17 protein-coding genes are annotated in these 26,353 nt (G+C 64.3%); 6 read left to right on the top strand and 11 right to left on the bottom strand.

Translation table 11 applies throughout. The features are described from left to right. Entirely contained in the window at positions 1–9,615 is a 9,615-nt protein-coding gene (locus AC56PL_RS03105) for an amino acid adenylation domain-containing protein (RefSeq protein WP_497152989.1), read from the bottom strand. Positions 9,616–10,960: 1,345 nt separating this feature from the next. On the opposite strand from AC56PL_RS03105, the gene AC56PL_RS03100 reads away from it, so the two are divergent. Genes AC56PL_RS03100 through AC56PL_RS03090 form a run of 3 tightly spaced genes read left to right on the top strand, consistent with a single transcriptional unit; the run spans position 10,961 to position 13,844 of the window. After that, positions 10,961–11,908 carry an ATP-binding cassette domain-containing protein gene (locus tag AC56PL_RS03100; protein WP_497153553.1) on the top strand — a complete coding sequence of 316 codons (948 nt, stop codon included), beginning with the start codon at positions 10,961–10,963 and terminating at the stop codon, positions 11,906–11,908. Beyond that, positions 11,905–12,714 (top strand): ABC transporter permease, encoded by an 810-nt coding sequence (locus AC56PL_RS03095; protein WP_495514948.1) that lies wholly within the window; start codon positions 11,905–11,907, stop codon positions 12,712–12,714. Before AC56PL_RS03100 ends, AC56PL_RS03095 begins: the two co-directional genes overlap by 4 nt. Next, complete coding sequence (locus AC56PL_RS03090; protein WP_497152988.1) at positions 12,711–13,844, top strand: ABC transporter permease; 1,134 nt, start codon at positions 12,711–12,713, stop codon at positions 13,842–13,844. Before AC56PL_RS03095 ends, AC56PL_RS03090 begins: the two co-directional genes overlap by 4 nt. 3 nt (positions 13,845–13,847) lie before the next feature. On the opposite strand, the gene AC56PL_RS03085 is transcribed toward AC56PL_RS03090, so the two are convergent. From AC56PL_RS03085 to mftE, 4 genes are read right to left on the bottom strand one after another with little or no spacing between them, the layout of a single operon-like run. Then, positions 13,848–14,273, bottom strand: a complete 426-nt coding sequence (locus AC56PL_RS03085) for a PPOX class F420-dependent oxidoreductase (protein WP_497152987.1) — start codon at positions 14,271–14,273, stop codon at positions 13,848–13,850. A 50-nt stretch (positions 14,274–14,323) separates the two neighbouring features. Continuing rightward, positions 14,324–15,664: a mycofactocin system GMC family oxidoreductase MftG gene (gene mftG, locus AC56PL_RS03080; protein WP_497152986.1), complete on the bottom strand. Its 1,341-nt coding sequence runs from the start codon at positions 15,662–15,664 to the stop codon at positions 14,324–14,326. Continuing rightward, positions 15,661–17,151 carry a mycofactocin biosynthesis glycosyltransferase MftF gene (gene mftF, locus AC56PL_RS03075; protein WP_497152985.1) on the bottom strand — a complete coding sequence of 497 codons (1,491 nt, stop codon included), beginning with the start codon at positions 17,149–17,151 and terminating at the stop codon, positions 15,661–15,663. The genes mftG and mftF overlap by 4 nt, the downstream gene beginning before the upstream one ends. Further along, a complete protein-coding gene (gene mftE, locus AC56PL_RS03070) occupies positions 17,148–17,879 on the bottom strand; it encodes a mycofactocin biosynthesis peptidyl-dipeptidase MftE (RefSeq protein ID WP_495514943.1) in 732 nt (243 codons plus the stop codon). The genes mftF and mftE overlap by 4 nt, the downstream gene beginning before the upstream one ends. Positions 17,880–18,035: 156 nt before the next feature. Here mftE and AC56PL_RS03065 point away from each other — a divergent pair, with 156 nt between their 5' ends. After that, positions 18,036–19,127: a CaiB/BaiF CoA transferase family protein gene (locus AC56PL_RS03065; protein WP_497152984.1), complete on the top strand. Its 1,092-nt coding sequence runs from the start codon at positions 18,036–18,038 to the stop codon at positions 19,125–19,127. Positions 19,128–19,209: 82 nt separating this feature from the next. Here AC56PL_RS03065 and AC56PL_RS03060 read toward each other — a convergent pair whose 3' ends face one another. The 6 genes from AC56PL_RS03060 to AC56PL_RS03035 all read right to left on the bottom strand — a co-directional run bounded on the left by AC56PL_RS03060 (position 19,210) and on the right by AC56PL_RS03035 (position 24,449). Further along, on the bottom strand, positions 19,210–20,013 hold the full coding sequence (locus AC56PL_RS03060) for a mycofactocin-coupled SDR family oxidoreductase (protein ID WP_495514941.1): 804 nt from the start codon (positions 20,011–20,013) through the stop codon (positions 19,210–19,212). Positions 20,014–20,142: 129 nt separating this feature from the next. After that, a complete protein-coding gene (gene mftD / locus AC56PL_RS03055; protein WP_497152983.1) occupies positions 20,143–21,330 on the bottom strand; it encodes a pre-mycofactocin synthase MftD in 1,188 nt (395 codons plus the stop codon). Positions 21,331–21,375: 45 nt separating this feature from the next. Further along, a complete protein-coding gene (gene mftC, locus AC56PL_RS03050) occupies positions 21,376–22,638 on the bottom strand; it encodes a mycofactocin radical SAM maturase (protein ID WP_495514939.1) in 1,263 nt (420 codons plus the stop codon). 92 nt (positions 22,639–22,730) lie between these two features. After that, entirely contained in the window at positions 22,731–23,060 is a 330-nt protein-coding gene (gene mftB / locus AC56PL_RS03045) for a mycofactocin biosynthesis chaperone MftB (RefSeq protein WP_495514938.1), read from the bottom strand. 1 nt (position 23,061) lies between these two features. Continuing rightward, entirely contained in the window at positions 23,062–23,175 is a 114-nt protein-coding gene (mftA, locus tag AC56PL_RS03040; RefSeq protein ID WP_495514937.1) for a mycofactocin precursor MftA, read from the bottom strand. Positions 23,176–23,306: 131 nt separating this feature from the next. Then, on the bottom strand, positions 23,307–24,449 hold the full coding sequence (locus AC56PL_RS03035) for an acyl-CoA dehydrogenase family protein (protein ID WP_497153552.1): 1,143 nt from the start codon (positions 24,447–24,449) through the stop codon (positions 23,307–23,309). Positions 24,450–24,671: 222 nt separating this feature from the next. Here AC56PL_RS03035 and AC56PL_RS03030 point away from each other — a divergent pair, with 222 nt between their 5' ends. Next, entirely contained in the window at positions 24,672–25,583 is a 912-nt protein-coding gene (locus AC56PL_RS03030; protein ID WP_495514936.1) for an alpha/beta fold hydrolase, read from the top strand. A gap of 79 nt (positions 25,584–25,662) precedes the next feature. Next, positions 25,663–26,280 carry a mycofactocin system transcriptional regulator MftR gene (gene mftR / locus AC56PL_RS03025; RefSeq protein ID WP_495514935.1) on the top strand — a complete coding sequence of 206 codons (618 nt, stop codon included), beginning with the start codon at positions 25,663–25,665 and terminating at the stop codon, positions 26,278–26,280. Positions 26,281–26,353: the final 73 nt, after the last annotated feature.

Here is a 26,353-nt window from a genome sequence, read left to right as displayed (position 1 = left end):
TCAGGCGATTCGGACGGGGTTCGACGACATCCTTGCCACCATCTGCGCTGCTGACGCGACGTCGGCGACGAGGTTGTCGACGATCTCCTCGAGATCGGGTCCGGTGCCGGGCAGGAGCAGATCCGGTGCCAGTCCGGACAACGCCGTCATCACCACTGCGTCGATGCCGATTCCGCTCGGGGCCAGCGATTCCTGCAGGATCGACAGCCGGTCGTGCAGATCCCTGAACGTCACCTCGGTCGACCCGGATCGCAGGGCAGGCCGGTCGGGATCCTCGCCGGCGACCAGCGCCACCATCCCCGGCAGGTCGGCGACCGTCGTCGGCTCCACCAGCGAATCACGCAGACTCTCGGGTTGCGCTGCGGCAGACCAGATGTCGATGTCTCCCACCACGGCACGCGGATCGGTGGCGACCGCTTCGAGGATCCGGATCAATTGGTCCGCGAATCGCACGATCGTGCTCCGGTCGAACAGGTCGGTCGCGTACACGAACGTCGCGTTCAGCGGACCGACAACACTGCCGTCCTCGCGGTTGTCCGCGAAAGTCAACTTCAGATCCATTTTCGCCGGCACGACTCCCCAGTCGTACTCACCGACGGTCAGGCCGGGCAGCAACAGCCCGGACACGGCTGGATTCTCCATCGCGAGCATCACCTGCGCAAGCGGTGAAAAAGCCTCACTGCGAACCGGTTTGAGCTGGTCGACCACCGAGTCGAACGGCACGTCGGCATGGGCGTACGCCTCGAGGTCGGTCTTCTGGGCAGCGTGCAGCAGATCGATGAACTCCGCGCCGGGATCGGCGTCGACCCGCAGGACCACGGTGTTGACGAACATCCCGATGAGGTCGTCGAGCGCCTCTTCACCACGCCCGGCGACCGGGGTTGCGATGGCGATGTCATCGCGTCCGCTCAATCGCGACAACAGGGCGGAGAACGCGGCGTGCATGACCATGAACAGGGTGGCTCCATGACCGGCCGCGATGTGATTGAGCCTGGAGACCAACTGTTCGTCGATCTCGAAGTCCACCCGGGCGCCGCGCATCGACTGTTGCGGCGGACGCGGACGATCGGCGGGTAGTTCGAGGAGTTCGGGCATGCCGTGCAACGCGCGTTCCCAGTACGACAGCTCGCGTCCGGCCACCGTGGCCGGATTGTCGGCGTCACCGAGCAGATCCCGCTTCCACAGCGTGTAATCGGCATACTGCACCGCGAGTGGTTGCCAGGCCGGCGCCGCTCCGTGCGAGCGAGCGACATACGCGACCATCAGGTCGCGTGCCAGTGGACCCATCGACTCACCGTCGGCACTGATGTGATGGGCCACAACCGCCAGCACGTGATGATCATCGGAGACCCGGAGAAGTCGCATCCGCAGTGGGGGTGCGACCGTCACATCGAATCCCTGTGCGGCAAAGGCGATGAGCTCGGCATCGAGTTGTTCGACGTCGACCGGCATCGGATCGAGGGAGACGTCGAACTCCGACGGCGCCAGGACAACCTGGCCCGGTACCCCGTCACGCTCCGGGTAGTGGGTACGCAACGATTCGTGACGGCCGATCACATCGCGGGCCGCGTGTTCCAGTGCTTCGACATCCAGTTGCCCCTGCAACCTGAGCGCGCCTGCGATGTTGTATGCGGGAGAGCTCTTATCGAGGCGGTTGATGAGCCAGATACGTTGTTGGGCAAGTGACAACGGCAAGAACTCAGGACGCGGCATCGCCGTCAGCTCCGGACGGGAACCAGCATCCGGCGCCGCTGCGAGACGGGCGGCGAGCGCTGCGGGTGACGGCGCCTCGAAGAGGTCGCGTACCCCGAGCTGACGTCCGGTGGCCGCGGTGACACGGGCGACCGCGCGCGTCGCCGACAAGGAATCACCGCCGAGACGGAAGAACGACTCGACTGCGGACACCCGCTCGATCGAGAGGACGTCGGCGAACACCTGGGCGATCGCAATCTCCTCCGGTGTGGACGGGGCGACGTATATCGCCTCCGCGGAATCGCCGAAGTCGGGTTCGGGCAATGCCGCGCGATCCACCTTGCCGTTGACGGTCAGCGGAACCGTATCGAGCACCATGATGCTCGACGGAACCATGTGAGCCGGAAGTGTTTGTGCGACAAATGTTGTCAGTTCGCCGGTGGTCACAGAGGCCCCCGGAACGAGAACGATGTATGAGACCAGGGCCGTGGGTCCCGAAGGCCCCTCACGTCCGACCGTGGTCACGAACTCAACTGATTCGTGGGCTGCCAGAGCCACGTCGATCTCGCCGAGCTCGATGCGGAATCCACGCACCTTGACCTGGAAATCGCTGCGTCCGACGTATTCGATCTGCAGGCGCGGAACCTCTCCGGCGCCGGCGCGATCAACCCACCGCACCACATCACCGGTGCGGTACATCCGGCCACCGGGGTTGTTCGGATCGGCGACGAACCGTCCCGCGGTCAGCCCGGGTTTACCGTGGTAACCACGCGCCAAACCTGCACCGGCTACGTACAATTCACCTTCAGCGCCCACCGGGACCGGACGCAGCCAGTTGTCGAGCACCACTTCGGTGACACCCCCGATCGGGCCGCCGACGGTAACCGGCGAATCGTCTGCCGTCAGCTGCTCGCTGACATTGGTGGCCACCGTTGCCTCGGTGGGTCCGTAGGCGTTGAACATCGCCCGCTCCACGCCCCACCGGGCCACCAGATCGGCGCCGCACGCGTCGCCGCCGACGATCACCGTGCGCAGCTGTGGCAAACCTTCGGGATCAACCGTGGCCAGGGCGGCAGGCGTGACAAAGGCGTGCGTGATCTCCTCACCGGCCAAAAGGTGATGCAGTTCTTCACCGCCGTAGACGGTTTGGTCGGCGATCACCATCGTCGACGACGCCGCGGTCGCGAGGAACAATTCCAGAATCGAGGCGTCGAAACTCGGAGACGAGAAGTGCAGGGTGCGTGACGACGCGGTCAGCCCGTAACGCACGCGTTGGTCATTGACGAAGTTCGTCAGACCGGCATGCGTCACCACCACACCCTTGGGCACGCCGGTCGAACCCGAGGTATAGATCATGTAGGCCGCCTGATGCGGCAGAACCGGTCGACGGGTGATCGGCCCGATCTGGGACGTGCGGGGCATCGCACACCGCTCGCGGAGTGCGGGGCGATCGAGTTCCAGCCACGTGACATTCTCCGGCAGCGCTGCGACATGAGCGGATGTCGTCAGCCCGATCGTCGCACCGGAGTCGCTGATCATGTGCGCAACGCGATCGGCCGGGTAGCCCGGATCGACCGGTACGAAGGCCGCGCCCGCCTTGGCAACCGCCCACTGGGCGACCTGCGATTCGACCGATCGGCCGACGGCGATTGCGACGAAGTTGTCGGGGCCGACTCCTTCGCTGAGCAGCACCCGCGCCAGCGAACTGGACAGCTGATCGAGCTCTCGGTAGCTGACGATCCGGTCGGCAGCCACAAGGGCAGTGGCATCCGGGGCGTTCCGGGCCGCGGTCCGGAGTAGGTCCGGCAAGGTCGTGACCGGTTCGGCAGCACTTCCGCGCACCGGCATCAGCAGCCGCTGCTCCGCTTCGCCGATCACCGGGAGCTGCGCGATCCGACGCTCGTGGTCCGCGGTGAACCCCTTGATCACCGACAGCATCCGGTCGGCGAGGTCCGCAACGACCGCCGCATCGAGCCCGGACGACAGGTACTTGAACTTGAGCTCGAGCCGCTCGCCCGGTATGCCCACCACGGAGAGCGGGTAGTGCGAACCGTCCCGCACGCCCACGCCCCGCAGCTGCATGCCCGCGATGTCGGTGTCCTCGGACAGCCCCTGCTTGTCGATCGGGTACGACTCGAGCACCAGCAGTGAATCGAACAGGTTTCCGCCGCCAGCGGTGGCCATCACCTCGTTGAGAGCCAGGTGCTGATGGTCCAGCATTGTGCTCTGCTCGCGCTGCAGCCTGGTCAGGAGGTCGGCAACGGACTCGTCGGGTTCCAGTCGGACCCTGACCGGCAAGGTGTTGATGAACAGGCCGACCATCGTGTCGACCCCACTGAGTTCTGCGGGCCTGCCGGACACGGTCGACCCGAACACCACATCCTGCCGACCGGTTTTGGACGCCAGCACCATTGCCCAGGCCGCCTGCAGAACCGTGTTGACGGTGATGTCCAGCGCCCGCGTCATCGAACGAAGCGCCCCGTCCAATTCGGGGTTCAGCGTTCGGGTCATGTCGATCGGCACGTCGGAGCCGTCCGGTTCGAAGCGCTCGACGAGCATCGTCGGTTCCGATCCCTGGAGCGCTTCCGCCCACCGGCGCGTGGCCTCTTCCTTGTCACGCGTCTGCAACCAGCCGAGGAAATCGCCGTAGGAGCGGACCCGTGGCAGCGCATCGGCCGAACCGATCGCGTACATCGTGAGCAGATCGCGGATCAGCAGGGGTGTCGACCATCCGTCAGCGATGACGTGATGGTTGGTGATCGCCAGGACCCAATGGCCCTCGTCTTGCCGGATCAGATGCATCCGGGACAGCGGAGCGGACGCGAGATCGAACCTCTCAGCGCGTTCGGCGTCGAGCAGCCCCTCGCGTGCCCCGGCCCGATCCGCAAGCGCGAGGGTGCTCAGATCAGTGAAACGCCAGGGCAATTCGACCTCGCGGCGCACCAACTGGATGACCTCTCCGGTGCCGGCGTCCTGGGTGATCGCCGTGCGCAACACGTCATGTCGCGCCAGCAGCCCCTCACCGGCGGCCCGCATCCGATCCGGGTCGACGATGCCCTCGAGTTCGAGCACGATCTGTGCCGTGTACATATCGCCGCCGTCAGCCAACAGGGAGTGAAAGTACATCCCCTGTTGCAACGGCGACAGCGGCCAGACATCGGTCAGTCCCGGGTAGTTGTCCTCCAGGGCGCCGATCTGGCGTTGGTCCAACTCGACCAGTGGCAGGTCGGACGGCGTGAGTCCACCACTTCCGGTGTCGCCTGCGTGGTGCGAAAGCGCTGTCATCGCCTCGACCCACAGCGCGCCGATCTCCAGTGCATCTGATTCCGACAGGACTCCGGTGGCATAGGAGAGCGAAGCCACCAGTCGTGCGGCGGCTCCATCACCCTCCACACCGGCGTTGATCTCCAGCGGAGCCGTCAACGGCGCGTCCGGATCCACGGTCGCCATGAACCCGCAGGTCCCCACGCTTTCCTCCGGCATCCAGGCCACCGCACCGGAGTCCGTTCCGGTACCGCCGACCGCTCGGCGACCGAGGTAGTTGAAGATCAGGTGTGGTTCGGTGCCACCCGACAACTGTTGGCGCCCATCGGCATCGAGATAGCGCAGGATGCCGTAACCGACACCGCCGTCCGGGATCTCGAGTAGTTGTTCTTTCACCGCCTTGATCGCTCGGGCGGCATCGGGGCCGCCGCGCAGCGCGTCGTCGAGGTCCGTGGCCGAGGGCAAGGTCAGTTGGACCGGGAACAAGCTGGTGAACCAGCCGACCGTGCGCGAGAGGTCGGCGCCGGCGACTATGTCGTCGTCGCGACCGTGACCCTCGAGAGCGACCAGGACCGAGTCCGAATCGTCGCCGCGCAACTGCCGCCAGCGGCTGACCGCGAGCAGCAACGCCGTCAGCAATCCGTCGTTGACACCACCGCGGAATGCAGCGGGGAGGCGGGTGAGCATCGCGCCGGTGACATCTGCGGGAACCGTCACCTGAACTGTCGCCGCTGTCGCCGCCTTGTCGACGTCCGAGTTCAGCGGCCGCGATCCCAACGGCTCCTGCGGCGAGTGGACTGTTCGAAGCCACAGCGGCATTTCGTCGCGGCGGCCACCGGCTGCCGCGATCTCTGTGGTCGCGTGCGACCATCTGCGCAGCGACGTCCCCACCGGTTCGAGCGAAACCGGAAGCCCGGCAACACTTTGCGACCAGGCGATCGCCAGATCTGGCAGCAGTACCCGCCACGAAACTCCGTCCACCACAAGGTGGTGTGCAACGAGGAGCAGTAGACCGCCGGTACCACTCGAGCCCGGCAGATGTACTGCCTGGAACATCACTCCCCGACCCGGATCCAGCCGCTTTGCGGCCAGTTCGAGCTCGGCGGCGATGAGAACGCCGGAGGTGGTGTGGTCATCGACGACGACGCTCAGTACATCGCGCGCATCGACGGCGCCGCGCTCGCGGCCGTGCATCCGCCATTGACCATCGACCTCGATCAGGCGGGAACGAAGTGCATCATGATGATCGATGATCGCCTGCAACGCCGGTTCCAGGCTTTCGGTGCGCAGGTCTTCGGGCAATCTGATCGCCGTCGCCTGTGAGCGCCGCGTCCAGTGTTGCTGCTCGATCATCCAGTGTCCGATGGGTAGCAGCGGCAGATCGCCGACGCCGCCGCCGGGTAGTTCTTCGAGCACCTCCACCACATAATCCGTTGCTGCTCGCTGGGCGATCAGATCTGCCAGTCCGGCAACAGTTTTGCAGTCGAAGACATCACGGGTGGTCAGGGCGACACCGGCCTCCCGCGCTTGGGAGACCAACTGGATCGACATGATGCTGTCGCCACCCAGGACAAAGAAGCTGTCGGCGGTACTGACTCGCGCCAACCCGAGTACGTCACCGAAAACGCCTGCGATGGTCTCTTCGAGTTGCGTGGACGGGGCAACGAAGGTGGTCGAGCGCACACCGAAGTCGGGCTCCGGCAACGCCTTTCGATCGACTTTCCCGTTGCCACTGAGCGGCATCGCATCGAGTACCACCACCGCCGCCGGAACCATGTAGCTGGGCAGGGTCTCTGCCAGGTATTCGATCACCGCCCATCGATCGGGGTCGGTGCCCTCGGTGGCCACCACATAGCCGATCAATCGGGTGCTCGGGCCACTCGTGTCGATGGTCACCACCGCTTGAGCCACATCGTGGTGCGACAGCAATGCGGACTCGATGTCGCCCAGCTCGATCCGCAAACCGCGAATCTTGACCTGGTGATCGGCACGACCGAGATAGCGCAGCTCGCCCTGCCGATCCCAGCTGACGACATCGCCGGTTCGATACATGCGCTCGCCGGATCCGTAGGGGTTGGCGACGAAGCTCGCAGCCGTCGCCCCGAATCGATTCGCGTATCCCCGTCCCACGCCGACGCCGGCGAGGTAGAGCTCACCGGGCACCCCTTGCGGTACCGGGCGCAAGCGCGAATCCAGCACATAGAGCGAGATGTTGTCGACAGGACCACCGATCGGTACCGCTCTGGCGGCATAGGCGTCAGGTGCGGAGTCCATCTGGTGGAACGAGACCACATCCGAGAATTCCGTCGGCCCGTAGCTGTTGTAGATCGCCGTGCCTGCTGCCAGATGCTCACGCACCTGATCCGGCCGCACCGGCTCGCCACCGAGTACCAGAGATTTCACCGACGTGGTCACCTTCGTCGGATCATGTTCGGAGAGAACGGCAAACGCGCTCGGCGCCATGTTCAGCACGTCGTCGGCACCACCACTGATGCGGGCCAGGATGTCTTCCGGATCGAATCCGTCATTCGCCAGACTGATCGTCGCACCGTCCGCCAGCGCGGCCCAGATGTTCTTCTGGGTGAGGTCGAAGCTCTGCGACGAGGCAACCAGCACGCCGTCTCCGTCACCGAGTGACATCGTTCGCCGGTACCAGCCGAGCGTGTTGGCAACCCCGGCCATCGGCACCAGCACCGGCTTGGGACGCCCGGTGGAACCCGACGTCGAGATGACGTACGCCAGACGCGCGCCGGCACCGGGCTCCGTCCACCGATCCGATGGCGTCGCGGAGTCGCGCCGGGCGATGCTGGCAGCACACTGCGGGTCGTCGAGCACGATGATGTGGCTGTTCGCGGCGGCAGGTGCTGCCGCGTCCGTCCACGATGCGGTGGTGACCACAACCCTGCTGTGGCAATCGTCGAGAATCGCTGACACCCGGTTGCGCGGGGCATCGGGGTCGATGGGTGCGTAGGCGGCGCCGGCTTTCCACGCGGCCAACATCGACACGACCCAGTCCGAACCACGCGGCAAGATCAGGCCGACGACATCGTCGGGCCCGATTCCACGCGAGATCAATTCGTTGGCGAGTTTGTTCGCACGTTCATCGAGCTCGGCGCGCGACAGGCCGGCTCCGGCACCGACCACGGCGACGCGGTCGGGTCCGGCGCAGACCTGCTGATTCCACGGTCTGAGCGGACTCGGATCGACCACGACGGCCGAGCCCGTGCCGGACTCCAGGATCCGCCCGGTCTCGGCCTCGTCGAGCAGCTCGAGATCGCTGACCGCCGCATCGTCCCCCGCTTCGAGGTACCGGTGCAGAAAGGCCAGGAAACGCCTGTGGTGATCGGCCAGTTCATCAGCGTCGTAGAGATTCGGGTTCGCCTCGAAATCGATTCGCAGATTGTCCGATTCGCCCGTATAGATGTTCAGCGACAGATCCAGAACCGGGCCGGTACTGAGTACCTGAGTGGTACCGGTTGCCGTTCCCAGCTCCACCGTCGGCGAGAACATCATGATGTTGACCGCCGGACCGAAACGTCCGTGTTCACCGGCGATACCGATGTCCCGGCGCATGTCCTCGTGCCGATACAGCTGGTGGCGCAGAGCGCCGGTCAACTCGGTCTGTGCCGCCTTTCGCAGCTCGCCGACCGAACGGTCGAGCGCCACCCCGAGGCGGAGCGGAACGATGTTGGAAACCATACCGCCGCAACGCCGTAGCGCGGCGGTGTGACGGGCCGAGACAGGGAGACTGAGGACGACGTCGTCTGCTTCGCACATCCGGGACAGGTACCCGGCGAACGCTGCGACGACCACCGGCGCCGCACCGCCGACCGACTCGGCCGAGCGCGAGAGCAGCTGCGCGGTCTCGGTGTCCAATTCGGTGGACGCCACGAGCGAATAGGGGCCGGGGGCGGCGACCTTCGGACTGAGCGACAGCGCGGCCGGGAGCCCGGCCGTGCGCTCAGACCAGTACTCACGATCCATTGCGAACCGCGTCGATTCCCGATATTTCTGCTCATTGGCAACGATCTGCGGAAGATCGGGCGCCTTGCCCGGTGACGGGCTCTGCCCCTCCGCCATTGCGCTGTAGACGTCGGCGACCTGACGCAAACCGGTCATCGCGGAGAATCCATCCGCGGCGATGTGGTGACTGCGCATGTACCAGAAGAACCTGTCGGTGCCGACCTTCAAGAGTGCGGAGACGGCGAGCCGGTCGGTGAACAGGGCGACCGGACGACCGTAGTCAGCACGCATCCAGGCCATGGCCGCCGCGCGGGGATCGGACTCTCCGACGAAGTCCACGAATTCGATCGTGTCATCGAAGCGGCGGTCCACCACCTGCATCGGAAGGCCATCGGTTTCGATGAGTTTGAGATACCCCGAGGCTGTCTCGTGAGCAACGGCCCGGGTTGCCTCGGTCAGCAGTCCCAGATCGACCGGACCTGACAGATCCACAAAAAGCGCAATGTTGATCGGGGTGTCCCCCAGAGCGTGCTGGGCGAACCATATTCCGCGTTGCGCAGCAGAAATTGGAAACGCACTGTCGCGAAGATCGCGCTGTGAACCTGTAACTGCACCAGTCACACCCACCGCTGCTCCGATCCCGGTCCAGATGTCCATGACGTCATCGCAGAACACTCCCCCGATCTTTTCCGACAAAACTCACGAGAATGAAATGGTATCCAAACCCACTGGCCCATCCGTCCGGTTGCAGGCGGGTTAGGTTGAAGGGACGACAATTCATTCTCCGGATCACCAAAGAATGCCTCTTGCAATATCTCCCCTGCTCCCCCAGGCGTTACACACCTATTCGGCGACATGGCCGAACAGCTTCATAATGCCCTTATCGAACCGAGACCCGAAATGGTTACGACACTCGCGCGGTCTCATCGCCCAACCTCCGTCCTCTGCGGGCAATGGTCAGTCAATCGACTGATTTGCCCATCGTTCCGGTAGATATCAGGACCGATCACGATCTCGCCGAATCGGCCGTGCCAGACGTTCGCAGCCGCGCCCGGTTTCCGATTGGTACTCGTATCCCTGCGCAGTCGGCGGCGAATGCAGTAACCGTATCGCCGCAGGTCGCCGGGAACACGAGTAGGCGGGTACCCGAAAATCCCAGTCCCTGAACACCGCGATGCGAGTAGGAGTTTCACGCGATGAGTACGTCGCGGACCCCACGCGTCGACCGCCCCGACCCGACTCCTGACCGTGCGGCTGAAGCGGACATTTCGCACGAATCGTCCGAATCCGACACACCACCCGAAGTCCTGCACTAACCTTGATGACCGTATGCGGACGTGGAAATACGTCACCACGCCTGCGTATTTCTTTGCTTCTTTCCGCTACGATCAAGTCCCGTCCGGCACATCGCCGCGTGGCTGAAGATTTGGATCATCGGACGCGCACCGATTCGGTGGCGGTCGTGAGTGAATTCGCTTTTGCCGCCACCCTGGGCCCGCTATTTTTTGCATGAAAGACGCCGCGGACGCAAGATAAAACTTACCTAAAGCAATTAAAAGCTCTGCTAAACATTAGTTGTAACAACGACACCTCCGGCACGATGAATAGGACAGCCGATCGGCATGGTAATTGTGGAATCAAAAGAGGGCGGGCAGCAGAGCATGGCAGAACCGACCTGGCGATGACCGTCGGCGACGAAGAAGCCCCGACAGCTCGCGCGACGCAAACTAGAACGGAATGGACAATGCAGGCGCAGGCGCAACCTGATACGGCTGACTCGGACGTCGACCCACAGACCAACGTGCCCGGCGCGCGCCATCGGGCGCCCGAATCGCTTCCGGGTGCACCGGCCCCGGCCGAGGGCGCACAGGTCGGTGAAACACAGATCAGCGACACACCGGCCCCTCACCCACAGGACACCGGAACCGGGCACCCTGCCGATCACACCGATACAGACAGCGCATCTGGTGACCGGCCAGAAGCATCAACACCTGCACCAACACCGGTACCGGCACCAAACCTTGCCGGCGACGATGCGGTCGTGGTCGACGGACTGGTCAAACGGTTCGGCGACTTCACGGCTGTCGACGGCATCAGTTTTCGGGTCGCGCGTGGTCAGGTCCTCGGGCTTCTCGGCCCGAACGGCGCGGGCAAGACCACCATGGTCAACATGTTGTGCACACTCCTGCGTCCCGACGGCGGACAAGCGTTCGTTGCCGGCCATGACATCGTCAAAGACCGTGCAGCCGTTCGCAAATCGATCATGCTGACCGGCCAGTTCGCCGCCTTGGACGAATCCTTGTCCGGCCGTGAGAATCTCGTCCTGTTCGGCAGGCTGATGGGCCTGACCAAAAAGGCGGCGACCCAGCGTGCCGACGAACTGCTGGTCGCATTCGACCTGGAGGTCGCAGGCTCCCGGCGCGTCGGTAAGTTCTCCGGCGGGATGCGCCGCCGAATCGACATCGCCTGCGGCCTGGTGGTTCGACCGGAGGTGGTCTTCCTCGATGAGCCGACCACCGGGCTCGACCCCCGGAGCCGACAGGAGGTCTGGAAGATCGTCAGTGCCCTGCGCGAACAAGGCATCACCACCGTTCTGACCACCCAGTATCTCGAGGAAGCAGATCTGCTGAGCGACAACATCATTGTCATCGACAAAGGCAAGGTGATCGCCGAGGGTACCGCCGCCGAACTGAAGGAACAGGTCGCCGGAACATTCTGCGAGATCCTCCCCGAACTGCCCGCCGATCTACCGCGCATCCGCGAGTTGCTCACCGGCCTCGTGGCAGATGATGCGATCCGGGCCGACGCGGCCGGGAGCTCGCTCATCGTTCCGGCGCCCCAGGGGGCAGCAACGCTCGTCGAGATCGTCCGCCGCACCGACGAAGCCAACATCACGCTGACCGACATCGGTCTACGCAGGCCCTCTCTCGACGACGTGTTCCTGACACTGACCGAACACTCGCACGTTCAGCAGGATGACAAACCGTGAGTACCGTCATCAATCCCGGCACCCTCGATTCGGCGCGCCCACCGATATACCCGATCCGCCAGTGGCTCGCACTGAATCGGAGGTTCCTGACCACGATGTGGCGCCACGGCGAGTTCGCGCTGTGCGTCCTGGCGCCGGTACTCCTGACACTCTGCTTTTTTGTGCCCCTGAACAAGGTCATGGGCCTGTACGCGGGCATCGACTACGCCCAGTTCCTCATGCCCATCATCTGTCTGCAGTCGACGAGCTTCGTGGCAACCTCAGCGGCAATGCGTTCGGCCAACGACCTCACGATCGGTGTGACCACCCGCCTGCGAACGGTGCCCATCAGCCCGATGGTCTCGCCACTCTCACGACTCGGCGCGAACACTGTTCTGCTCGTCGTCTCCCTGACGTCGGCGATGATCTCGGGACTGGTCATCGGATGGCGGGCACACCACGGACCGTGGTATCTGCTCGGATTCCTGGCGGTCGCTTTTGTGGTCGGTGTGGTCTTCGCCTTCGGGGCCGACGTGATCGGAACGCTGGCTGGCAACCCGGAATCAACGAGCCAAGCGATGACACTGCCCACGCTCATCCTCGGCATGTTGTCGACCGGATTCGTTCCCGAGTCCCAGTTCCCGGAGTGGATACAACCGTTCGCCCGCAATCAGCCTGTCTCTCAATTCGCCGCTCTGATGCGACAATTCGACGAGGGTGCGGTGACAATCGGACAGGTGATCCCAGCGGTGTGCTGGGCTGCCGGGCTGGTCGCACTCGCAGTCTCCGGGATCGTGCTCGCGGCCTTCCGGACCTCACGCGCATGACAACAACCGAGAATTCGACGTCGGAGTCGACAACCCCACGGCATCGGGCCGCGAGTGCAGATCAGCAGAATCATTGGTGGCGGGCCCATCTGGACCCGGAGCGCGCGCGAACAAGGCGGGCGGTCGACAGGGAGGAAGACGAGACGATCAACTTTCCGGGGACCGGGTCGCTGCGCAATGCGGTGGGGCCCTGGGTGAGCGCACGACCGGACCATGCCGACGAGACCGGTGTCGTGGCATCGGAATCCCTCGAGGGTGCCGACCGGCCGCAGTATGCACCGACCGGAGATCGGACCGACGAGCGGTTGGTGGCACTGGCAACCGCATTCCCCGCCGACACCCACGCGCAAGAGACCGGTCTTCGCGCCTACCTGCTGCACACCGCGATCCTCTCGTCCCGGCAGCTCACGGTGTGGACCCGCGACAAGAAGGTCCTCATCCAGAGCATTGTCTTCCCCGCACTGAGCATGATCATGTTCAAAGTGGTACTCGGCGACGCGATCACCGCTGCCACAGGTATCAACAGCGCCTACGGCACCGTCCCTCTCGTGGTCCTTGTCGGTGCGATGTTCGGGTCCCTCATCGCCGGCATCAGACTTCGACGTGAGCAACGTACCGGACTGTTGACCCGCCTCTACGTCCTGCCGGTTCACAAGGCAGCCGACCTGAGCGCGCGTCTCATCTCAGAACTGTCCCGGATCCTCATCGCCACAATCGCTCTGACCACGTTCGGCATGCTGATCGGGTGGCGTTTCGACCAGGGACTGCTGCCCGCGTTGGGGATCTTTCTCGTGCCACTGCTCTTCGGTGCCGCATTTTCGACAGTCATGCTGACGGTCGCGATGTCGTCGACCAACCTGCCACTGGTACAACTCATGTCACTGTTCTCGAGCCTGCTGATGTTCTTCAATTCCGGTTTCGCACCGGTGTACGCCTACCCCGCGTGGATACAACCGATCGTGCGCGAGCAACCGATGACGTGTGCGATCGACAGTATGCGCGCACTCGCACTCGGTGGTCCGGTGGCCGAGAGTCTGACCAAGACCATACTGTGGGCAGTTCTCGTCATTGCGATCTTCTTCTATCCGGCTGTCCGTGGATTCCGCAGGGCTGCAGCCACCCGCACCTGACGGCTAGGCCGTCATATCGAGCGCTGCAATGACTTTCGTCGGCTCGATCCAGATCACCAGTTCGCCGGGCACACCGTTGCGGTCGCCGAACTCTTTCCCGCGATCGGCACCCATGTAGCGCGCCCCGCACGCTGTTGCGATTCGATGCACCTCACCCAGGTCGTCACTGACATGCGCGATGCCCTGAACCTGGACAAAGGCATAGGGCGGTTCTTGTAGGTCGACACACATCACAACCCGATCGTCGCGGACAAGCGCCTTGCCCTTTGCCGTATCCACTCCGGTGTTGAATGCCAACCGGTCACCGTCGACCACGAACCAGACCGGGGCCACGAGCGGTCTGCCATCCGAGGCGGTGAAACCGAGGTGACCGGTCTTCGTTCCATCTTCGAGGAACGCCCGGACCGCAGGATCAGAAAGTGAGGTCATCACTTCAGGATACCGACGATTGCCCTTCTGATCTCAAATATTCTGTGTACTCACGCAATCTGGTCTGCGATCTGCGCGGCCACCATCATCACCGTTGCATGCGGACCACTCGACCCCGCGGTCGGCAGAATCGACGCATCGAGAACGCGCAACCCGGGGACCGCGCTCACCGCGCCGAGCCAATCGGTGTCGACACCCATCGGAAGTGTCCCCCACGCATGTTGGGACGTACGGATCACCGGATCGGCCACGGCTCCACCCCGGCTTCGATCGGCCAGGCCTGCGAAGCGCGGGCCGTCGAGCATCAGGCGGACGCGCTCGGCCCATGCCGCGAGTTTCTCGGTGTCGGATCGGCTCACCTCACCGAGATCGACAACCAGACCACTCACCAGATCCCACGCGATCGACCCGGGGTTCTCGGGGTGCATCAGGGCAACCCCCATTGCGGGCCCAGTGGCCGGGACTCCGGAGATGAAGTCCGCGAAATCTCCGTTATAGCAGCGCACTTCGATTCCGTCGTCGGTATGCAACACCGATTGCAACAATGCCCGCGCCACCGGCACCGCCGGATCGGCCGCTGTGAACCGGACAAGCATCTCGCGATGCTCCCAGACGCGAACGCGTTGCGTGCCGGAGATGCCCGACCGGGCCAGGAGCGCAGCGGTACCCAATGTTCCTGCGCACAGGATCACCTCGTCGGCGGTGATGACCTGCTCCCCGACCACGACCGCGGTGACGCGATCACCACGGCGCCGCAATCCGATCACCTCGGCGTCGGTGACCAACTGCAGATTGGACCGGCCCTCGATACGCTGCGCGATCGATTCCGCCGCGGTCCACCGCAGATCGCCATCGCGATTCGATCGCACCCGGACCACACCCACATCCGGCCACGGCGCCACAGCGTCACCGAAACCCTGGTCATGCCAATGACTCTCAAACGCTCGCGCGTAGTCATGCAACTCGTCGTCACCGAAGGCCGACACATGCATGCTGCCGCCACCGGGACGGCCCCCGTCGAGCCGGTCGTAGGCCGCGGAGATCTCGGATCGCTCCCACGGCCAGCCGGCGAAATCGGATTCGTGCCAGCGCATGAAGTAACCACCGTTGACCACCGACGAACCGCCGAAACCCCGTCCACGTGGCAGATCGAAACCCTGGCGGCTCGGAAAGTGGACCGCACGCCCGGAACCGGCCTCCACCGGCAGTCGATCCAGCCTCAACGAGGCCGCCTCCGGCATGCCGGCACCGGCCTCCAGCCACAACACCGTGCGTTCGGGATCGCGCGAAAGTCGTTCGGCCACCACACATCCGCTGCTACCGGCACCGACAACGATCACATCCGCGCCACTCGAGGGCAACCGGGATCGCCCCGGCGCAACCACACTCACCCGGCGGCAGCGGGCGCGCCCGGTGAACGCGGCCGGGTGTTGGCCGAATCCCCGATCTGCGGGTAGAGCGCTTCCATACTGCGCCCGGTCAACGCACCCTGCCAGAGCCCGGTCCCGTAAGCGAGGTCATCGAGACGTTTGAGGACCATGAACCGCCACCAGCCGACCCTGGCGCCAGGGGTGGGGTTGACCAGTTCGAGCCGCACCCACTCGTATGCGGCCTCACCCACCGCAACGGCGAGGAGCAGTGTCCGGAATCGCTTGGACACCAGTGCAAGCAGGAATGACAGCGGCCAGTAGTGCCTGCACATCGCCGACGCCGACTGCAACAATCCGAATCCCACCGATTGGGCGGTCAACTTGGCCGCCATCCGGGCCGCATCCGGCATCGACGACACCCTGCGATGCAGACGTCCGCCCAGCACACCGAACACGACCAATGCCACCAGGACACCCCAGCCGGTACCGGTCACCAGTGCGGCCATTGCCGCGGCCATCGGGACGGTCAAGGCCAGCGGGGCAGCCATGCCGGGGTGACGGCCGGACAGCAATGCTGCGCCGGTCCCGTAGTACCGTTTGCGATCCAGACTCTTCGACAGTCGCTGCCGATGATCGTGAGCCACCGTGGCCACCGGGTCGTACCGCAGCGACCAGCCGCGCTGATGTAGCCGCCAGCACAGATCGACGTCCTCGGCCACTTCCATCGACTCGTCGAAGGCGTCAAAACAGCTGCGCCGCACGACCATCGCGGCGCTCGGAACATAGGGGATCCGCGACCGGGGCGCGATCTGCCCCTCTCGCCAACCCATGTCGAGTGACGAGCACAGCGCCTCGTAGCGCGACATCGCGCCGCCACCCGGGTCGAGCGCGACGATCCGCGGCGCCACCAGCGCCACCTTCGGATCGGAGAAATGGCCGAGCAGCTTGGTCAGCCAGTCGTGTTCGGGAACGACATCCGAGTCGAGGAACGCGACCAGTTCGGTATCGGCCTGCGCGGCACCACGATTGCGGGCCGCGGCGGGCCCCAGACTCTTCTCGTTGCGCAACACCGTCGCGCCGGACGCCGTGATCGGAACGACCGAACCGTCATCCACCACGACGACCTTGTGGCCGTCGAGCACAGTCAACAGCCGATCGATACCGGATTGGTTGTCGCGAACCGGGATCACCACGGTGACAGCGGAATCCGTGGGTCCGAACATCGGCCGGGGATGCCCTACCCCGGCATCGAGGAGTTTACGGGCCAGACTGGAGGTCAGCTGATCGCGCACGGTCAGCCTGCCGTCGGCATCGAGTAGGCCTCCGGCGACCTCGGACAGGTTCAGCAGTCGCACCGGAGAGCCGCCGACGATATGGCGGCGATCGGACGTCACCGTGCAATGGGAGTCGATCTGTACCTGGAAACCGATCGGCGGAAACTGTGCCGCCGGATCCACCGCTGCCGGGACCACATACTCATCGGGGCGGTTGTCTTGCTCCGAGATCACTGCAGCATTCCATTCGCATCGACCTGCCACCGCTCGAGCCCGTCCGAGAGTTTCGCGGCCATCTCGTTCAACATTCGCCTTCCATCGGCCGCAGAGGCGGCCAGGGGGTCTCCGAGTACTCCGTTGTCACTCACCGCCGCGACACCCCCGGTACGCATCGACGCCATGAGCTCCGAGACCGGGGCCACGTTGCCGCGGACCATCTCGCCGGACCGCACGACCAACGGTGAAATATGAAGCAGTAGCGATGTTTCGGTGTGGCCTGCGTGCGCATCGCCGCCGGCCGTGGCGCAGGGAAACCAAGCGACGTCACGTCCTTCCGAACGTAGCTGCGTGACCGCGGAAACCAGGGTCCGACCATTACCACCATGCCCGTTGACGAACAGTAACCGCGGAGACCAACGGCAGGCACTTCGACCGTACTCGACCAGCACCGAATGCAGAACCTCCTGACCGATCGAAATCGTGCCAGGAAAGCCTTCGTGCTCACCGGCGGCGCCATAACTCAGTGGCGGGGCGAGCAAGAGGTCGCGGGCGACGCTCGCCGGGCCATCGACGCTGCCGGGTCGAACTGCCTCCTCCGCCACCGCCACCGCGATCCGGACGTCGGTGTCGAGGGGCAGGTGTGGTCCATGTTGTTCGATGGATCCCAAAGGGACGACAAGAGTTGTTGATCGCTCGTTCAGCTCGGTCCAGCTCTGAAGTCCGAGCTCGCCCGCCGGTGTCATTCCGACCATGTTAGACCGTATCGGGCAACGCCTGAAGGGTTTACCGCCCGAGCAATCGCTCGGTACCTGGTTTACTGGGAAACCGACCGTATCTGGTTGCGAAAGATCGCGCCCGCGAGACGCGGTGCACGACCATTCAACGATGAGGGGCAGTGAATGACGAAAAACGGGCCGTTGAGCGGGACACGGGTGATCGAGTTCGCGGGGATCGGGCCGGGCCCGCATGCCGCGATGATGCTCGGAGACCTCGGCGCCGATGTCGTGCGTATCGAGCGGGCGGGCAAGTTGCCCGCTTCCGGCGATGTTGCCGACCAATTGCTACGCAACCGGACCGTCGTCGAAGCGAACCTCAAAGACCCGGTCGACAAAGAGGCGATCATGAACCTCATCGCGAAGGCGGATGTGGTGATCGAGGGTTTCCGGCCCGGTGTGACCGAGCGGCTGGGGTTCGGACCCGAGGACGTCGCGAAGGTCAACCCACGCATCGTCTACGGCCGCATGACCGGATGGGGCCAGGACGGACCGCTGGCGAACGTGGCGGGCCACGACATCAACTACATCTCCCTGACCGGCATGCTGCACGCGGTCGGTCGCGCGGACGAGGTTCCCACTCCCCCACTGAACCTCTTCGGCGATTTCGGCGGTGGGTCGATGTTCCTGGTGCAGGGCATCCTGGCCGCTCTGCTCGAACGCGAGAAGTCCGGAAAGGGCCAGACCATCGACGCCGCAATGGTCGACGGAGTGTCCGTGCTCGGCCAAATGATGTGGGCCTGGCGCGGTACCGGCTTCTGGGGAGACCAGCGGGGCTCCAATCTTCTCGACACCGGCGCACCGTTCTATGAGGTCTACGAGACCGCGGACGGCAAGTACTTCGCCGTCGGGGCCATCGAGCCGCAGTTCTATGCCCTGCTCCTCGAAGGCATGGGCCTGACGGACGACACCACACTGCCGCACCAACTCGACATGCCGCAGTGGCCCGCGATGAAGATCCGTTTCGCCGAAATATTCAAATCCAAGACCCGCGACGAGTGGACCGCGATCTTCGATGGCACGGATGCCTGCGCGTCGCCGGTTCTCGATTTCGAGGAGGCCACCGAGAACAAGCACCTGGTGGCCCGCCGGACCCTGATCGAACTCGACGGTGTCACGCAACCCGCTGTGGCCCCGCGCTTTTCGCGGTCGGTCCCCGATGCCCCGGCCGCACCGGCCCGCACCGCGACCGACCCGGCCACCCTCTGGCTCGACTGACACCGGCCAGACGCTCCACGTATACGAGGACGCTCCACATATTTGTGGAGCGTCCTCGTATTTCCGGAGCGTTTGCGGGTGGTCAGACCTTGGTGGCACCCATGTCGACCTCGATCGAGGACGCGGTGATGAACTTCGCCTTCTTCGAGCACAGGAACATCACCGAATCGGTGATGTCGACGGACTTGGCCATCCCGGTCAGAATCGGCTCGAAATGCGCCTTGTACTGGGGCATCTCGAAGATGGCAAGCGCATCGGTGTCCTCGAGACACATCGGGGTGTCCACGCCGTAGGGGTGGACGGTGTTGACGCGAATCCGGTGCTGTCCCAGCTCTTTTGCGGTGGTGTGCGCCAAACCCACCAGCGCGTGCTTGGACGCCGAGTACGACGCCTGCATCGGCATCGACTTGATGCCCGCGACCGAGGAGATGATCACGATCGAACCGCCGTTGCCGGCCTCGATCATCGCCGGGATGGTCGCCTTGAGTGTCTTCCAGGTGCCGTTGACGTTGATGTCGATGACGTCGGTGAACTGACTCTCGCGCAGCTCGGTGACACCACCCCAGGTCAGGACGCCGGCATTGGCGATCACGTAGTCGAGACGACCGAACTGCGCCACTCCGTCGGCCACGAGCTGTTGCTGGGCAACAAGATCGCGCGTATCGGCCTGCCGGGCCAGGATGCTGCCTCCGGCCGCCTTCACCAAGCGGATCGTCTCCTCCAGATCCTCCGCGGTGGCAGGCGGATATCCGGTGGCGGTGACCGCCTGGCAGACATCGAGCCCGATGACCGCGGCACCCTCCTCCGCGAACCGAATCGCGTGGCTACGACCCTGCCCACGGGCGATGCCCGTGATGTAGACGACCTTGCCGTCGAAATCTCCCATAGACGGACTGTAACGTGTTCTAGTCTCGTTGCCCAGTAGTCCCCGGACAGACAAAACCACCCGTTGCAGTCATACCCAGGTGTTGTAACTGCTGGATGTGACCGCAACGGGTGGCTCTGTTCGTGATCCCTACGCGGTGGTCTCGCCGAACCGCTTCTCGAAGCCTTCCGGGATGATGATGTCGTCGCGGGTGAGGTCGTGGATGCTCTTGCGTCCCAGCCCCATCAGCGCCGAGTCGATACCGCCGCGCAGGATGTCGAGGACGTTCTCGACACCGGTCTGGCCGTTCGCCGCCAGGCCCCACAGGTATGCGCGACCGATCATGACCGCGTCGGCACCGAGTGCCAGCGCCTTGACCACGTCGCTGCCGCGCCGGATGCCGCCGTCGAGCAGCACCTGGATGTCGCCACCGACCGCGTCGGCGATCGGTCCGAGCATCCGGATGGTGGCCGGGGTGCCGTCGAGGTTGTTGCCGCCGTGATTCGAGACCGAGATCGCGGTGGCGCCGATGTCCACGGCACGCTTTGCGTCATCGAGGCGGGTGATGCCCTTGACCATGAACGGGCCATCCCACTCCTTGCGGAGCCATTCCAGATCCGCCCAGGACGGGGGTGCGGTCTGCATCCACTGTCCGTACGCACCGAAGAACGTCGGACCCTGCTCGCCCTTGTCAACCACGTTGGGAGCGGTCAGGTCCGGGATGTTGATCTTGCCCCTGTTGAACCAGTCCAGCGCGTAGCGCGGGCGCATCGCGATCTCCGGTGCGAGCTTGAGCAGCGCCTTGAAGTCGACCTTCTCGGGGATCTCCGGGCTACCCCAGTCGCGGCCCATCGAGAACGACCAGTCGGTGGTGACGATCAGGCCCTTGGCTCCGGCTTCGCGAGCCCGCTCGGCGCGCTTGAGGATGTCCTCGCGGGAGTTGAGCCAGTACGCCTGGAAGAAGATCTTGTCATTGACCGCGGTGACCTCTTCGATGGGCTTGCTGGCAAAACTCGACAGTCCCATCGCGGTGCCCCGTGCCGCCGCTGCACGCGCGACGGCGACCTCGCCCTCCGGGTCAACCGCCTGTACACCGGTCGGCGAAATGATGACGGGCAACGAAATGTCTTGCCCCATGATCGATGTCGACAACTCGCGCTCCGCCTGCGCGCCGACGACGTGCGGAGCGAACCCCAGTTCGGAGAACGCATCGACATTGTCGGCGAGCGTGATGCCCTTTTCACTGCCCGCGATCAGCGAGGAATAGACCGATTTGGGGAGCCGCTTCTTCGCCCGACGCTGGGCTTCGAGCACCGTCTCGAACCAGGGGTTCGCCATTACTTCATCCTTTGCTCACCCGGCAACGCTGCCGGGGGTTCTTCGTTACTTGGCGGGGGTCAGACCGGCCGGCTCGAGACCGGCACCGTCTTTGAGATCGCCGGGCAGGAACCCGGCGAGTGGGTTTTCGTCGCAGTCGCGTGAAGGCGGCCTGGTCATCAGGGTCAGCGGCACGCCGCGTGAGTGGTCCTTGTTGGCCGAGGGCACCTTGCGGTCTTCGGCGAGCAGGGATTCACCGAAGCCCTGTACACATTCGGGGTCGGGGCCGGCCAGCGGGAGTCCGGTGAAGAACTTTGCTGCCATGCAACCACCACGGCAGGCGTCGAAGTGCTGGCACTTGGTGCAGGCGCCGGCGTTCTGCGGCTCGCGCAACTCGAGGAACAGATCCGACTCTTGCCAGATCGTCTTGAATCCACCGTCCGACAAGATGTTTCCGGCGAGGAAGTTCTCGTGGATGGCGAACGGGCAGGCGTACACGTCGCCGATCGGATCGATCAGGCAGACAACACGTCCGGCGCCGCAGAGGTTGAGCCCCGGCAGGGCACCCTGTCCGGGTTCGGCGAAGGCCGACAGGTGGAAGAACGAATCCCCGGTCAGAACCCGATCACCGTGTTCGACCAGCCAGTTGTAGAGGTCGCGCTGCTGCTCCGGCAACGGGTGCAGGTCGTCCCACACGTCGGCGCCGCGGCCCGACGGACGAAGGCGGGTGATGCGCAACGTGGCACCGTACTTGTCGGCGAGCGCTTTGAACTCGTCGAGCTGGGTCGCATTCTGGCGGGTGACGACCACACTGATCTTGGCATCGGCGAATCCGGCCTCGTGAAGGTTCTCTAGCGCCTTGATCGCCATGGCATAGGAACCGGGTCCACGCACAGCGTCGTTGACCTCGGCGGTCGCACCGTCGAGCGAGATCTGCACGTCGACGTAGTCGCTGGCGGCGAGCCGCTGTGCGACCGCCTTGTCGATCCGCAGTCCGTTGGTCGAGAACTTCACGCCCACTTGGTGATCGGTGGCGTAGTCGACCAGTTCCCAGAAGTCCGGGCGGACCGTCGGCTCACCACCACCGATGTTCACGTAGAAGACCTGCATCCGCTGCAGTTCGTCGATGATCGCCTTGCACTGCTCGGTGTCGAGCTCACGTGGATCACGCTTGCCCGACGAGGACAGGCAGTGCACACACGACAGGTTGCAGGCGTAGGTCAGCTCCCACGTCAGGCAGATCGGTGCGTCGAGGCCTTTCTCGAACTGATCAACCAGACGGCCGACCGGCTGACGAGGCGCCGCGGGGCGCTCCAAAATGGAAGTCATTGGGGTTCCTCACAGGTGAACATGGGGCGTGGGCGTACGCCTGGCGTGATGCTCGGGGCCGAGGGCTGCGGCACCGAGCATCACGGGACTACTCAGGATTTGGGGACGATCATTCCCGAAGTCGCCAGCGCGGCAAGCGCATTGACGTACAGCGAGCGGTCACTGTCGGCGATTCCGGCAGCGGCGATCGCATCAGCGGCGTTGTCGTGGTCACCGAGCGACTGCACCACTTCGACCACTGTCAGATTCTTCAGAAACGACAGCTTACGTGTGCCGAAGTGGTACAGCAGCGCGCCGAACGGTTCGGGTCGCAGGGCGACCGAAGAGTTCAGGACCCACGCCCGGTCGACATCGAAAACAGTCACAGTCGGCGTGGGTGCAGACGAAGGCGAAGCCGGAGCTCGACTCGTCGAAACCGACATGTCAGTAGACGCCGCACATGCCGTCGATGGACACCTCTTCGACCAGCGACTCGGTGACGAGATCGTTCTCGGTGCCGGCTGCGTCGGCTGACACGGAAGGATTCTGGGCTGCCATCTGGGTTACCTCCTGGTTGTTGATGTGAGCTCCACCATAATGGCACCGAGTGCATAAACGCCAGGGTTTCTGGCCGATCCTTCTGTTAAATCTTTGAAAAACGACCATAAGCACAGGTCCGGGGCTCGCACCTAGACTCCGAGATCCCGCCCGATGAGATCCTTCATGATCTCGGTGGTGCCACCGAATATCGTCTGGATCCGGGCATCGACGTACGCCTTGGCAACCGGATACTCGTTCATGTATCCGTACCCACCGTGCAACTGCACGCAGTTGTCGACCACGCGCTTGGCGAGCTCGGTCGTCCACCACTTCGCCTTGGCCGCATCCACGGCCGTCAGTTCACCGTCGACCACCGCTTGCAGACAGCGATCGACATACTGCTCGGCGATGTCGAGTTCGGTGGCCATCTCGGCGAGCTGGAACCGATTGTGCTGAAAAGACCCGATGGATTGACCGAAGGCCTTGCGGTCCTTGGCATACTGCAGGGTCTGCGCAAAGGTCTTTCGCGCACCGGCGACCGCCGCGATCGCAATGGACAACCGCTCAGATGGAAGGTTGTGCATGAGGTGGTAGAAGCCCTTGCCGACCTCCCCCAACACGTTCGTCACCGGCACCGCCACGTCGATGAAGTTCAACTCGGCCGTGTCCTGGGCGTGCTGACCCATCTTGTCGAGCTTGCGGCCACGCTCGAATCCGGGCATGCCGCGCTCGACAACCAGCAACGTGAATCCCTTGTGCCCGGCGTCGGGATCGGTGCGTGCCACCACGATCACCAGGTCCGAGTTGATACCTGCGGAGATGAATGTCTTGGCACCGTTGAGAATCCAGTGGTCGCCATCGAGAACCGCGGAGGTCTTGATACCCGCCAGATCACTGCCCGCGCCCGGTTCACTCATGGCGATGGCGCCGATCAGTTCACCCGAGGCGAATCCCGGTACCCAGCGTTCTTTCTGCTCGGTGGTGGTCAGGTTCGCCATATACGGGCCGACGATGTCGTTCTGCAGGCTCAGCGCCGGACATGCGGACCCGAATTTCGCGAGTTCTTCGACGATCACGGCGTTGAACCGGAAGTCGTCGATCCCGCCACCGCCGTACTCCTGCGGGAGATTGAATCCGATGAGCCCGCATTTGCCCGCGGCCACGTACACGGATCGGTCGACCAGGCGGTCGGATTCCCATTGCGCCGCATGGGGTGCGATCTCACGCTCGATGAATTGCCTTGCGGTATCCCGCAATTGTTCATGTTCGGTCTCGAAGACGAGCCTGCGCATTGACTTCCACCCCTCACCCGGTGCCGATGTCTTCGGTTGTGCGACCTCGGCATCGGCTGCCATGGTAGACGCTGAAGATGCTGGTCACGGGCGATTCGGCGAGAATTGGATCGCCCCCGGCCGGGCGTCCGCCCGAGCGCGAACCCGGGCCACCCACCCTGCCGACCGCGCGGCGAGCCGAGGTGGCACAGTCGAGGCGATCCCCCGAGAGGAGTTGCATCCGTGCCGACAACAACACCACCGCAGCCCAGGCAAGTCGAGTTCACCGGGTCCGGCGGTCTCCGACTCGTGGCCGACCACTGGTCCCCCACATCGCCGGACCGGGCTGCCGACGGTGCGATCGGCACGTCGTCACCACGGATCGTCCTGCTCATGCACGGTGGTGGCCAGACGCGGTTCTCCTGGAAGAACACCGGAGCATTGCTGGCGGCCCACGGCCATGAGGTGATCTCCCTCGATGCCCGCGGGCACGGCGAAAGTGATTGGGCCCCCGACGGCGATTACAGCCCGGCTGTCCTGCAGGCCGACGGACTCGGGGTGCTCGAACAGCTCCCCGCCGTGACGGGCCGAACACTGCCGGTCACGATCGTCGGCGCCAGCCTCGGCGGGCTGACCGGCATCGGGATGGCTGCGATGGCACCACCGAACACGGTCGACCGTCTCATCCTCGTCGATGTGGTGCCCCGGCCGGAAGAGCGTGGCACCACGCGGATCCGGGATTTCATGGCATCCGGCGGTGACGGATTCGCCGATCTCGAACAGGCCGCGGCTGCCATCTCCGAATACCTGCCGCACCGACCGTCCACCGGAACAATCGAGGGCCTCAAGCGAAACCTGCGGCGCCGCGAGGACGGTCGGTGGTACTGGCACTGGGATCCGGCGTTCCTGAGCGTCACCGGTGGTCCGGCCGTGCTGCCCAGCGACATGTTCGAAGAACAGGCGCTGGGGCTCACGATCCCGATCCAGTTGATCCGCGGCCGGCTCTCTGACGTCGTGAGCCAGGAGTCGGTGGACGCGTTCCGCGAACTCATCCCGAACCTCGAGGTGACCGAACTGCTCAGCGCCGGGCATACCGCGGCCGGTGACAGCAACGACGCCTTCACCTCGGCGGTGATCGACTTCATCGACCGATGACGATCTACCATGGATCTTCCACACAATTTGCAGGTCAGGCGAACGGAGATGATGGGTTGATCAACGCATCACGGCTGCCATGACCACCCCGATCGGCCGCAGGCCCACCACCACCAAGTCGAAGATCACCGACGCGGCCATCGAGCTGTTCACCGAGGCCGGATTCGACGAGACCAGCGTCGACGACGTTGCCGCGGCAGCCGGCATCGCCCGTCGCACGCTGTTCCGCTACTACCCGTCGAAGAATGCGATCGCGTGGGGTGATTTCGACGAGCATCTCCACGACATGCGCCGCCTGCTGGCCGACGTACCGGCCGACATGCCCGTCTCCGAAGCACTGCGCAGCGCCCTGCTGGCCTTCAACCAGGTTCCGCCGGACTACCGCGATCACCATCGCAAACGGATGCGGCTGCTGCTGGGTGTTCCTGCACTACAAGCACATTCGATGCTGATGTACACCGGCTGGCGCGAGGTGGTCGCGGAGTTCGTGGCCGCCCGCACCGGTGCCGAGCCGGGCGACCATCTACCGCAGACCGTCGCGTGGACGTTGCTGGCGACCGCCTTGGCCGCATATCAGCAGTGGCTCGACGACCCGGATTCCGACCTCGACGAACTGCTCACCCGAGGCACCCGCGTGTTGAGTAACGGCCTCAACAGCGAGTTGGGGTCGACCACAGCTGCTGGTAATCTAAACTAGAACGTGTTCTCGTTTTGTGGGCATCTGAGTATTCATGGCATTGAGCTGAGTATTCATGGCATTGAGGAGGTAC

The sequence above is a fragment of the Williamsia sp. Y721 genome (assembly GCF_059683565.1).
Note: the sequence above shows the minus strand (reverse complement) of the source record. Positions and strands in the feature narration are given on the sequence as shown.